The sequence below is a fragment of the Paenibacillus sp. RU5M genome, from assembly GCF_900221055.1.
Classification (GTDB): domain Bacteria; phylum Bacillota; class Bacilli; order Paenibacillales; family Paenibacillaceae; genus Paenibacillus; species Paenibacillus marchantiae.
The window spans coordinates 533,492-544,856 of sequence record NZ_OBQM01000001.1; the positions used below are offsets into that span (position 1 = coordinate 533,492).

Annotated in this window: 13 protein-coding genes; all 13 read left to right on the forward strand. The window is 45.0% G+C overall.

The annotated features are described in order from the left end of the window. Positions 1–235 precede the first annotated feature (235 nt). Positions 236–1,279, forward strand: coding sequence for an SPFH domain-containing protein (locus CRO25_RS02580; protein WP_079694012.1), 1,044 nt, complete (start codon positions 236–238; stop codon positions 1,277–1,279). Continuing rightward, positions 1,276–2,379 (forward strand): sugar kinase, encoded by a 1,104-nt coding sequence (locus tag CRO25_RS02585; protein ID WP_256863562.1) that lies wholly within the window; start codon positions 1,276–1,278, stop codon positions 2,377–2,379. The genes CRO25_RS02580 and CRO25_RS02585 overlap by 4 nt, the downstream gene beginning before the upstream one ends. Before the next feature lie 81 nt (positions 2,380–2,460). Further along, on the forward strand, positions 2,461–3,174 hold the full coding sequence (locus CRO25_RS02590) for a response regulator transcription factor (RefSeq protein ID WP_079694011.1): 714 nt from the start codon (positions 2,461–2,463) through the stop codon (positions 3,172–3,174). Next, positions 3,171–4,163, forward strand: coding sequence for a HAMP domain-containing sensor histidine kinase (locus CRO25_RS02595; RefSeq protein ID WP_079694010.1), 993 nt, complete (start codon positions 3,171–3,173; stop codon positions 4,161–4,163). The genes CRO25_RS02590 and CRO25_RS02595 overlap by 4 nt, the downstream gene beginning before the upstream one ends. A 172-nt stretch (positions 4,164–4,335) precedes the next feature. Next, positions 4,336–5,106 carry an ABC transporter ATP-binding protein gene (locus CRO25_RS02600; RefSeq protein ID WP_079694009.1) on the forward strand — a complete coding sequence of 257 codons (771 nt, stop codon included), beginning with the start codon at positions 4,336–4,338 and terminating at the stop codon, positions 5,104–5,106. Next, the gene (locus CRO25_RS02605; protein ID WP_079694008.1) at positions 5,081–7,030 is read left to right on the forward strand and encodes an ABC transporter permease; all 1,950 of its coding nucleotides are present in this window, start codon (positions 5,081–5,083) and stop codon (positions 7,028–7,030) included. The genes CRO25_RS02600 and CRO25_RS02605 overlap by 26 nt, the downstream gene beginning before the upstream one ends. A 105-nt stretch (positions 7,031–7,135) precedes the next feature. Further along, entirely contained in the window at positions 7,136–7,867 is a 732-nt protein-coding gene (locus CRO25_RS02610; RefSeq protein WP_064636978.1) for a ZIP family metal transporter, read from the forward strand. A gap of 166 nt (positions 7,868–8,033) precedes the next feature. Further along, a complete protein-coding gene (locus CRO25_RS33185) occupies positions 8,034–8,189 on the forward strand; it encodes a hypothetical protein (protein ID WP_179800929.1) in 156 nt (51 codons plus the stop codon). A gap of 2 nt (positions 8,190–8,191) precedes the next feature. Next, entirely contained in the window at positions 8,192–8,611 is a 420-nt protein-coding gene (locus CRO25_RS02620) for a hypothetical protein (RefSeq protein WP_079694006.1), read from the forward strand. Next, complete coding sequence (locus CRO25_RS02625; RefSeq protein ID WP_097115710.1) at positions 8,611–9,168, forward strand: hypothetical protein; 558 nt, start codon at positions 8,611–8,613, stop codon at positions 9,166–9,168. The genes CRO25_RS02620 and CRO25_RS02625 overlap by 1 nt, the downstream gene beginning before the upstream one ends. 70 nt (positions 9,169–9,238) lie before the next feature. Next, positions 9,239–9,991, forward strand: a complete 753-nt coding sequence (locus CRO25_RS02630; RefSeq protein ID WP_072733369.1) for an SMI1/KNR4 family protein — start codon at positions 9,239–9,241, stop codon at positions 9,989–9,991. Positions 9,992–9,994: 3 nt separating this feature from the next. Beyond that, on the forward strand, positions 9,995–10,150 hold the full coding sequence (locus CRO25_RS33190; protein ID WP_179132058.1) for a hypothetical protein: 156 nt from the start codon (positions 9,995–9,997) through the stop codon (positions 10,148–10,150). 155 nt (positions 10,151–10,305) lie between these two features. Continuing rightward, on the forward strand, positions 10,306–11,337 hold the full coding sequence (locus CRO25_RS02635) for a LacI family DNA-binding transcriptional regulator (protein ID WP_079694004.1): 1,032 nt from the start codon (positions 10,306–10,308) through the stop codon (positions 11,335–11,337). The last annotated feature ends 28 nt before the right edge of the window (positions 11,338–11,365 follow it).

Here is an 11,365-nt window from a genome sequence, read left to right on the forward strand (position 1 = left end):
ACAACGTGGTGACTTCTAATGTTAGGCTAGCGCCTCGCATAACTTAACCCATAATGAGTTGTCATTACTGACTATAATTATAGAAAATCGACCTGCTTTAAGGCTTCTGCCTAAGGTAGGTCTTTTATTATATAAAAGCAAAAAAAGTTGTTAATGTCACATTGACAATATCGAATTCATTTGTTATCATTTCGATAATATCAAAACGACAATATTAAGAAATGGGGAATGAGTGATGTTTGGATTCCGATTCGTGAAGTTTCAACCCAGTGAGTACGTAATGAAAGTGAAGAATGGGCAGGTGCAGCGTCAAGGTGTGGGTTTGTCTTTCTACTATTATGAGCCGACGACATCGGTGGTGGTTCTGCCTGTATCTTCGGTGGATGTGCCCTTTATGTTCGAAGAAATAACAGCCGATTATCAAACCGTTACGGTTCAGGGTCAACTGAGCTATCGTATCGTTGATTATATGAAAATCACCCAAAGCTTGAACTACACGTACAATTTGCGCAAAAATAGATATATTTCCGACGATCCTGGCAAGTTGGATCAACGTGTGATTACGACCGCCAAAGTGCTGACCAAAAAACATCTGGAGCAAATGCCCCTGAAGGAAGCCATTCAATCGAGCGAACGGCTGGCTAGCAGCATGAAACGGGAAGTGGTGCAGAGTGAGGAACTGGAGAAATTGGGCGTAGAGCTGATGAGTCTGTCCATTCTGGCCATTTTGCCCAATAAAGAGACGATGCGTGCACTGGAAGCACAAGCGCGGGAAGAGATTTTACGCCAGGCCGACGAAGCGCTGTATGTACGTCGCAACGCATCCATTGAACAGGAGCGGAAAGTGAAGGAGAACGAACTGAACACGGAAATTGCCGTAGAGACGAAAAAACAGCAGATTCGAGAAACGCAATTACATGCCGAGCGTTCGGTGAAACAGAAACAAAATGAGATGGAACAGGAACAACTCCAATTCAATACGGCGATGGAGGAACGGAAACAACAGCTTATTGAATTGACGATTGCCAATCAGAATGCCGAAGCTGATGCCAAAGCCTATGAAATTGCTGCCGTGATGAACTCGTTACAAGAGGTGGAACCTAGCGTGCTACAGGCGATGGCGAACATGGGTATGAACTCGGATAAACTGATTGCCCTTGCATTCCAGGAGCTGGCTGAGAATGCCGGGAAAATTGGACAGCTTAACATTTCGCCGGATCTGCTGCATGGATTGATGAATCCACCGACAAGAGAGCAGCAGGGAGGTCGGGCACGATGAGACTTGGGAAGGCAAGCCAGACTGTAGCCGCACACATTACTGGAGGAGAACCGATGACCGAATACAAGTTGATTCTGGTCAAACGCAGAACGAGGCTGGAAGAATTGGTGGTCCGCTATAATACGGTCCAACAAGCGCAGTTCTATATCGAACGCTTGGGAGCAGACTTCAGTGATTACCTGGAGGAGGACAGACGTTATCATCATTCCGTGCAGCAAGCTCAGAAGGAGCTCAGCCAACTGGGCCGGGTTCAGACCATTGATCGGGAACATGTGCCCAACTTTATTTTTGGAGCACAGGACATTGTGGTAGTGATTGGACAGGACGGTCTTGTTGCCAATACGCTCAAGTATGTAACCGAGCAGCCGCTCATTGGTGTTAATCCTGACCCCATGCGTTGGGATGGGGTATTGCTGCCATTTACGGTAGAGGATCTGAGCTTCATTATTCCCGATGTTATTCGTAAACGTCGCTCTCTGAAAGAAGTGACTCTGGCCAAAGTGGAGCTGAATGATGGGCAATATCTCTATGGCGTCAACGATCTGTTCATTGGCCGAAAGACGCATGTATCTGCTCGTTATGAAGTTCGCATGGGTTCATCGGTAGAACAACAATCCTCCAGCGGAGTGATTGTATCCACGGGAATGGGATCGACGGGCTGGTTCAAAAGTGTGCTGGCAGGTGCTGCTGGAGTCGTGGGCTCGGAAGCATGGCAGCACATCCAATCGGGTGAAGCGTTCATCTCCGATAGAGACAGCAGAAGCTCACATTCAAACTCGAACCCTAGAGGGAAAGGTTATTCAGAAGCACATATCGCTGCGACTGCTTCTGCACAGGAGAGCATGAGCGACATGAATCACTTTGGCTGGGATGCGCCTTATCTGTATTTTACAGTACGTGAACCCTTCCCCAGCCGGACGACTGCAGCCAATCTGGTGTTTGGACAGATTCATCCGAAACAGCCTTTGCAGATTGTCTCCCAGATGCCGGAGGACGGCGTTATTTTCAGTGACGGGGTAGAACAGGACTTTCTTGAATTTAATTCCGGAGTGGAAGCGACTATTGGCTTGGCAGAGAAACGTGGACGTTTGGTGGTCTAATCCTTTATTTCCAATCCGTTTTTGACTAGAATGGTAAACTAGATGTATAAGATATGTCAGTGAACGGAAAGAAGGTTGACGATGCAATCGATATTGCTGGTTGAAGATGATGCCAAGCTCGCAGGATTGCTGGGTGAATATCTGATCCGAAATGGTTTTCAAGTGCAGATTGTGGCAGATTTCCGTCATGTTCTGGATGAATTCATGCAGATCGGTCCGGATTTGGTATTAATGGATGTAAATCTGCCTCAATTTGATGGCTACTACTGGTGTAGACAGATCCGTTCGCATTCCATATGTCCCATTCTATTTATTTCGGCTCGTGACAGTGGCATGGATCAGGTTATGGCGCTGGAACATGGGGCGGATGATTATATTACGAAGCCTTTTCAATACGAGGTCGTACTTGCTAAAGTTCGTAGTCACCTGCGTAGAGCATATGGGATGTATGCAGCTGTTCAACCAGAAATGAAAGTGAAAAATGGCTCTATGCTGCTGTACCCCGAAAGATATGTACTGGAGTTCGATGGTCTTTCCGTAGAGCTGACTCAGAAGGAATCCATATTGGTCGAAGCGCTGATGGCCAAGGCCGGTCGGGTGGTGGGCCGGGAACGTTTGCTCGAACTGATGTGGGAAGGTCAGCATTTTATTGATGATAATACGTTGAATGTGTACATTACACGTGTTCGCCGTAAGCTGAAGGATCTGGGGGCAGAAGAGGTTTTGGAAACCGTTCGCGGAGCGGGCTACCGATTGCTTGATTTGGAGTCACCTGTCCAAGAGGACCGACAATGAAACTGTTCTTAAGAGATCAGCTACCCCTCATCGGATTTTATTTGCTGCAAATGCTGCTTGTCCCAAGTGTATATTGGCTTTCAGGTGAGGATCGCCCCATGAGGATTGTTCTTTATGGCATGTTTCTCAGTACAGTTGTATTGCTCGTGTATCTGACCGTACGTTATTTCCAGCTTCATCCATATTACCGTGTGCTCCAGCAGTCACAACGGCTGGTACAGGAGCCTTTCCAATCACTTGGTAATGCCCCTGTGGCTAATTCTTTACAGGAATTGATGCATGAACTGGAGCGTAACCGTCAGAATGAGATGGGGCAATTGCGCATGCATAGTGAGCAGCAGGTTGTATTCATGAACCGTTGGGTCCATCAGATGAAGACACCCTTGTCCATTATTCAGTTGACCCTGGAAGATGTGGATGATGATAAAACTGCTGGCAGTATACAGGATGAGCTGGATAAAATGCGCAAAGGGTTGGAAATGGTACTTCATTCTTCACGTCTGGAACAGTTCGAAGGGGATTTTCGCGTAGAGCTTCTGTCTCTACCCGAGGTGGTTCGAAGCAGCGTAGCTGAGAATCGACGTTTGTTTATTCGCAGAGGAATTACGCCGGATATCCGAATGGATAACGACCTTCATGTCTACAGTGACTCCAAATGGCTGCGGTTCATGTTTACCCAGATTTTGACCAATGCCGTTAATTACTCTGATAGCAAAGCAGGTAAAAAAGTGATGATTACTGGCTATATTGAAGAAGAACGAATCGTATTAGATATTCAGGATCAGGGTATCGGCATATCGGCTGAAGATATTCAGCGTGTGTTTAATCCTTACTTCACCGGAGAGCGGGGAAGACAGTATCATGAATCTACAGGTATGGGACTATATCTGGTCCGTGAGATCAGTACACGTTTGGGTAACCAGATAGAATTGTTCTCCAAACCCGATGAAGGAACATTGGTCCGATTCAGCTGGATGAATCGAAAATAGAAGTGCTTTGCCTATGGGCGAGGTGCTTTTTTTTATGGAATAGGAAGAAGGGGGAACATAACCTTAAACGCTGTGTAAGGAAAGTTTAAGGTAAATCGATAGCAGGGTTGTATGAGGTCGTTTAGGATAAGGATATGAAAAGAAAGCATAGTTTATTTGGAGGGGAAACACCATGGAAATGTTGCAAGTTTCGGCACTAAACAAAGTGTATCAGGGCAAAGTGCAGACTCAAGCCCTTAGTGATATTCATCTGACCATCAAGCAGGGTGAATTTGTAGGGATTATGGGACCATCGGGCAGTGGGAAAACGACGTTGCTCAATATGGTCTCGACCATTGATGAGCCAAGTTCAGGCAAGGTGCTGATTAATGGCATGGATCCGTTTGATATGAAAAAGAAAGAACTCGCCATGTTCCGACGTCGGGAACTCGGATTTGTATTTCAGGATTTTAATCTGCTCGATACCTTGACCGTTGCTGAAAATATAGTACTTCCGTTGACGCTGGACAAGGTCAAGCTGAAGGAGATGGAGAGCAGACTCGATCGGATTACCACTCAGCTTGGAATTGATCACATTCTGGATAAACGCGTCTATGAAATCTCGGGCGGACAGAGGCAGCGAACAGCCATTGCAAGAGCTATGATTAACATGCCATCCATTGTACTGGCCGATGAACCGACGGGTGCGCTGGACTCCACGTCATCTCAAGCGGTAATGGAATCGCTTGAACAGATCAACCAGCAAGAGAAAACAACCATTATGCTGGTCACACATGATCCGCTTGCAGCAAGTTATTGTCATCGGATTGTGTTTATCAAGGATGGCAAGCTCGCAGCCGAAGTGCATCGTGGCGATAACCGACAGACGTTCTTTCAACGGATTATTGATACATTATCCTTCTGGGGAGGGAATTCGCATGAGCTTTCCTCAGTTCGCCTTTAACAACATTCGCCGAAACGGGCGAGCGTACATCGCCTTTTTCCTAAGTAGTGCATTCATGGTCATGATATTCTTCGCGTATGCGATGTTTATCTATCATCCGTTTGTTGAGAAATTGCCGATTGGTAAGACTACGGCAGCGGGAATGCAGGTTGCCTCCGTCATCGTATACGTTTTCGCGATCTTCTTTGTTATGTATTCCATTAGTGCATTTCTGAAATCACGGAACAAGGAATTCGGTATTTTAACCATCTTGGGCGCGGAACCAGGACAGATTCGAAGACTGGTCATTCTGGAAAATATGTTTATCGGATGTCTGTCCATTGTGGCTGGAATAGGTGGAGGCATGTTATTATCCAAGCTGTTCCTGATGTTAACCACCCGATTTATCGGTATGGAAGACCTGCCTTTTTATTTCCCGGTAAAGGCCATGTTGATTACAGTGATTGCTTTTTTAGTACTGTTCTTTTGCATTTCCCTGTTCACACTGATCTTTATCGGAAATAAGCGCGCATTGGAGCTGCTAACGGGCACGAGCAAACCCAAAAAGGAACCTAAAGCATCATGGGTATTCTCTATTTTTGGGCTTGCGTTTCTCGCTACGGGATTCATTGCGCTATACGGCAGTTTGTCGAGTGAGAGTATTCTGATCGCTGCTGTGACAGGCATTGCAGGTACGTATTTTTTCTACTCGCAGCTTTCCGTGCTGGCCATTCGTCTGTTGAAACGTAACCGCAAACGGGTGTGGCATGGTACACGCTTGCTATGGATTTCCGAGATGAGTTACAAAATAAAAGATAACGCACGCATGCTGTTTATGGTGACGGTGGTTATTGCGATTGCTTCCATGAGTGCAGTGGTCATTTTGTCGCTGGATCAACAGAATCGACAAGTATTTAGAGACAATCATTTTCCGATTCGTTATAACGTGTACAGTGCATCGGAAGAACCTAACATGGCACCCGTCAATGAGGTTCTTGACGCTGCGGGTCTTCAATATCAGAACGCTTATCTGGAATATTTTTGGACAAGTACGGATGATAGCGGCATCAGTGTGATGTCTCTAAGTGATTTCAACCAGTTCAACACAATCCAGAACAAACCGACCTATAAGCTCTCAGCTCATTCCAGTATATTCATTGATTCACGCAATGTGGAGAAGCCTCGACATGAAGAAAGATTTCGTTCCTATGCCAAGGGCGATCAGTTAACGCTGGATATGAATTCAGGGCCTGTTACATTCGATATTAAATATACTGAAAATGAACCGGAATTCAACGGTCTTCTGTATACATCAGCCCTAGTTATTGTAAGTGATGAAGAGTTTAAGGCTCTTGCCGGACAATTGGACAAAGATGCTGTTTCCGGTAAATATCTTTATCATATCCCTTCATGGGGGGGATCGGTGCCCGATCGGCAATCATCTGAAGTGATGGTAAGCGATCGGCTGGCGGGCATGGATGAAATCATTAGGAATAACTCTAATGATAAAGATTTTTCGGGCTTTTTCACGACGCGATACGCTGACTTCGAAGAATTCAGACAGACAACGGCACTCTTCACCTTTTTGGGGATATTCATTGGACTGATCTTCTCGATCTCCTCAGCGAGCTTTCTCTATTTCAGGCTACACACGGATCTGGAGGCAGATGGGAAAATGGTGCATTCCTTGTCTAAAATGGGTCTCAGTTTTCAGGAGATGAAACGATCATCCACAATTCAGATCGCGGTTCTCTTTTTCTTCCCAATCCTGATCTCAATTGTTGAAACGCTCGTTGTTGTTAAGCCGTTTCTGACTGAATTCGGTATTACGAATTATACTGTTCCGGTATTAACCGTGTTTGGTGCATTTCTGCTGGCACAGACCTTCTATTTCTTCGTCATTCGTTCAAGATATATATCTTCACTACGCAAAATGATGGTTTAAAGTTAGCGGTTTTATATTAATCTGGTCATGTCCCCTGTTTTTGTTCTCTATGCTCCGGTTAATGGAGTGATAGATCATATATGAACATGAGAGGGGTCATCCCGGATGTGGACTGCATTCATGTGGGGCGGCATCTCCGCCTCGGCTGTTGTCTTAGGAGCACTTGCTGCGCTGTTTCTGAAAATTCCGAAACGAGTTATTGGCTGGATCATGGCTTTTGGTACAGGGACCCTGATTGGTGCAGCCGCATTTGAATTGATTGGGGACGCCCTGAATGATGGGGGGATTGTGCCGACGGCAATTGGATTTACCTCAGGGGCCGTAGTGTACACGCTATTCGATTTGCTCATTTCCAGTAAAGGGGGAGCAGGGCGCAAGCGTTCGGAAAACACCGGGAACGGAGATTCCAGCCAGAGCGGACTTGGTATTTTTGCAGGGACGGTCATGGATGCTATTCCCGAATCAATCATGCTGGGGGCCAGTCTACTCGCCGGGAACGGTGTCAGTGTTGTGTTGGTTGTTTCTATCTTTGTGAGTAATATTCCGGAGGGTCTGTCCAGTACGGTTGGACTTCAACGCAATAAATACTCCCGCTCCAAGATTATTCTCTTGTGGCTGGGTGTACTGATCATCTCTGCACTTGCAGCATTGGGAGGATACCTGTTCCTGGAGCAGCTTCCTGATGAGATGGCCGCGGCTATTGGGGCATTTGCCGGAGGAGGCATTATTGCAATGATCTGCTCCACCATGATGCCGGAAGCGTTCGAAGAAGGTGGGCCAGTAGTAGGCTTTATCGCTTCGATGGGATTGCTTGTATCCCTTTTGCTTGACCTTTGATTCATTCAATTTAATAGGGGAAAGAGTACCTTTCAGATGATGATCTGGAGTAAGGTGCTCTTTTTTACGTTGTGTTTTCTTGTGCTAAGCACTGGAGTTACATATAATTTTAGGTAGAACAACTGGGAAATGCTGAGTGATTGCTTTTAGCGATTGTCATGATGCAGTGCAAGAGACGGAATATCAGTACAATGCCAAGAACAATTTTGACTATGCTCTTGCTGTCGACGTGAATGGAAGATCCTATGAAGCCTGGCCGCTCATCAACAGTTTCGCTGCCATGGACAAGGAGGAAGACAACAGGCAATTATATTCCGTGTAGATATGAATCATATTCAATACCTTTTTCACATCGCTTATCAGGAGTTTGATGTTCGACCCAGTGAAGATAATCCCTATCTGGCGGGTACAGTGAGCTATCAATCCACAGAAAATGAATATGTAAAATCCGAAAAGCAATATACCAATGCCAAAGATTTTACAACGGTGTTGAATTTTTATAATAAGGACAAAGAGGTGATTTATACTTATCAAAATACTGGAAAAGGGGATGGACAGCTGGTACAATCCATTATTCATCAGGGGATGAGTCGTTCTAGCAATGGAGGCAGTGAAGCTGCTCGTGATCCTTATATCAACGTTACGGCTTTGTTCCATGATAAGTTAGACATCGATATGAAGCTGGATGTGGATGAAGAACATAAAGTCGTAACTATTCGAATGAATAAAGCGGAGGCGAGATGATGAATTTATTCGGTGTACATAAAGGACCTACATATTTGGAAGGTTTGGTTCGGGAGATTTCGGATGTTCAGACTCATGAAGTCGAATGGAAAGGCAAGTTGCAGACGAGCGACGGACATGACAAGTTCCATATTTTTTATTATGGTGACTTAACCGAAGATGATCTGATAACCTGGCATGATTCGACACCGCTCATTGTATATGCAGAGCATACCGTAACTGGGGAACGTTACCTACTCATCGATTCAGCCAAATACGGTTATGATGCCATGCTGTGTGAGACATATCCGGAGGAAGACCTGAATAACAGGCCTCTACGGCCCTACCTGGACGTCGAAGGGGAAGATATATTTGAAGTACAACTATCTGCCTTTTACAACGTGCCGTGGGATGATGAGTTCGGGGAAGATGTGGGTGAAGATGGAACCTTCGAATTAATTACGGGAGAGCGCATGGATTTTGAGCAGGTGAAACGTGACGGCTATGATGCATTTGCCATACGCATTGTAAACCGCAAAGGCGTAATAACCGAAATTGTGCAGGAAGAACTGGCTTAGGCTAGTTGAATTTGCTGACCGGTTGAATGACTGGTGAATTGAACGAAACGATCGTAGGGAGATGTCGTGAATGTATATAGTAACTCGTGCGTTGAAGCCCATACCGGCTAAGGAACTGGATCATTTTGAAGAACAGCATTCTACCTCGTTACCTGCGTCATATCGCCAATGGCTGGAACAATACGGGGAAGGCACGTATACGGGCTGGATGAATGTGCAGCGGCCGGACCAGGAGGTATTGAAACCTTTTGCTGAATATGATTTTTGGATGCACACGGAGGATACACCGGTTACCCAGGATCAGCTTCAGGAGTGCATCAGTATCGGCAGTTCGGTGGATGGTGATTTCCTGGCGATTCATCCAGAGGTGAAGGGATTGTTATGGCTCCCGCGTCATGATGAGCATATTATCTTGTGGACTTGCTCAGAAGCTGACTTTGGAGAGACATTGGACCGGATCTATTGCGGATATTACCATCAGGATAAACCGCTGACCCCGGCGTATTTTGAACCGTGGAACGAGCTGCGAAACCACACGTTCTACCATTTGGTTAACGTTGAACGTGAAGGCTCCATGAAAGAACTGGCCGATTTGTGTAAGAGTAAATTCAAGTGGGATGCAGTGATGGAAAATGAGTACACATGTAAGCTTTTTATGGTCTCCATGGGTGGATATTTACGTTTTAATTATGCGAACGGCAGGGAAATTGCGCTTTTCTATGAAGAGATGCACGGGACGGAAGGTGCAAGGGATCACGATCTGGATCAATTTTTGCTGGCAAATCATTGTACAGTCATCAATAGAGGCGGAGTGGAGGAATAACAATTGAATTGGTTGAAAGAAAATATTGCAGAAACGTGGCGAATTGAAGGCAAACGATACGCAAAAGATGTCAATGCATTTGTACGCAGAGGCATGGCAGGAGAGCAACTGGATGAATCGGAGCTCGCGGAGGATGCCAGAGCTCAGACCGGTTTGTAAAAAGTGCTTCAAAACTTAATTTGTAAATCGATTTTATACGAAGTGGTTACCGCCAGTCCAGTCCATATAAATCAAGACTATAGCTCTAGTTTATTGACAAGTGAATTGTAGTGTGTAATATTTATGTAAACGTTTATACATTAGGGGAAAAAAAGATGACAAAGACAATTAAAGATGTCGCAAAAGAAGCCAATGTGTCTATTGCGACCGTTTCTCGGGTTGTCAATGGAAAAGACCGGGTGAAAAAAGAAACCCGAGAGAAAATCCAACGAGCCATTGATAAATTGAATTACGTGCCGGACCAAGCGGCAAGAACGATGATCAATAAAAAAACAAGAACAATTGGTATGGTTGTTCCTGTTCTTTCAAATGAGTACTGGGCTAAGTTAGCAGAATTCATACAAAGAAAACTGTTGAAAAAGGGTTATACATTGATTGTGAGCACATCCTATTATGAATCAGAAAGCGATAATCCTTGTCTCAGTACTTTTCTTGAGCGCAAGGTGGATGGTTTAATTGCCGGGACGCTTACGAAAAATATGGAGGAGGATATTAGCGAATATTTGGAGCGATTTATCAAACAAGACATCCCGATCGTTTCCTTTTCGTCCGTTAAGAATAATATTACCTCTATTACGGGGGATGATCTAACTAGCTCAATCGAGGCCGTTGAACATTTAATTCGCCTCGGACACAAACAAATAGCTTTTATCGGATCGCTTTCTACCGGTATTGAAAGGGAATTGGGATATCGTAATGCTTTAATGCTTAATAATATGGCTGTTAATGAGGATTTAATTATCAGCAACAGGAAGGATCATGTTCGAAATTTCAGTCAATATGGCTATCAATGTGTTCGGCAACTCGTGCTGGAGAACAAGGAATTTAGTGGTTTATTTTGCTCTAATGATTTAATCGCAATCGGAGCCATTAAAGCGCTTGATGAGCTAGGATTAGACGTGCCTTCAGATAAGGCAGTTGTTGGATTCGATGACATTGACATGGCTGGCTTATATCGTCCGGCTTTGACCACGGTCAAACAACCCATTGAAGAAATGGCCGCCACAGCAGTCGATATACTGTTAGAGCAAATTGAAAATCCAATCGAAAGGTACCTTCAAAAGAATATATCATTTCCAATGGAGCTTGTTATCCGTCAAAGCTGCGGTCCCCCCAAAAAAACTTGACAAGTTGAATTGCAAGGTTTATCTTTTA

Bases quoted from the DNA above. Each gene is read 5' to 3' on its own strand.
- CRO25_RS02590 (WP_079694011.1), top strand. From the start codon at position 2,461: ATGCAATCGATATTGCTGGTTGAAGATGATGCCAAGCTCGCAGGATTG.
- CRO25_RS02635 (WP_079694004.1), top strand. From the start codon at position 10,306: ATGACAAAGACAATTAAAGATGTCGCAAAAGAAGCCAATGTGTCTATT.
- CRO25_RS02625 (WP_097115710.1), top strand. From the start codon at position 8,611: ATGAATTTATTCGGTGTACATAAAGGACCTACATATTTGGAAGGTTTG.
- CRO25_RS02585 (WP_256863562.1), top strand. From the start codon at position 1,276: ATGAGACTTGGGAAGGCAAGCCAGACTGTAGCCGCACACATTACTGGA.
- CRO25_RS02605 (WP_079694008.1), top strand. From the start codon at position 5,081: ATGAGCTTTCCTCAGTTCGCCTTTAACAACATTCGCCGAAACGGGCGA.
- CRO25_RS02610 (WP_064636978.1), top strand. From the start codon at position 7,136: ATGTGGACTGCATTCATGTGGGGCGGCATCTCCGCCTCGGCTGTTGTC.
- CRO25_RS02600 (WP_079694009.1), top strand. From the start codon at position 4,336: ATGGAAATGTTGCAAGTTTCGGCACTAAACAAAGTGTATCAGGGCAAA.
- CRO25_RS02620 (WP_079694006.1), top strand. From the start codon at position 8,192: ATGAATCATATTCAATACCTTTTTCACATCGCTTATCAGGAGTTTGAT.
- CRO25_RS02580 (WP_079694012.1), top strand. From the start codon at position 236: ATGTTTGGATTCCGATTCGTGAAGTTTCAACCCAGTGAGTACGTAATG.
- CRO25_RS02630 (WP_072733369.1), top strand. From the start codon at position 9,239: ATGTATATAGTAACTCGTGCGTTGAAGCCCATACCGGCTAAGGAACTG.
- CRO25_RS02595 (WP_079694010.1), top strand. From the start codon at position 3,171: ATGAAACTGTTCTTAAGAGATCAGCTACCCCTCATCGGATTTTATTTG.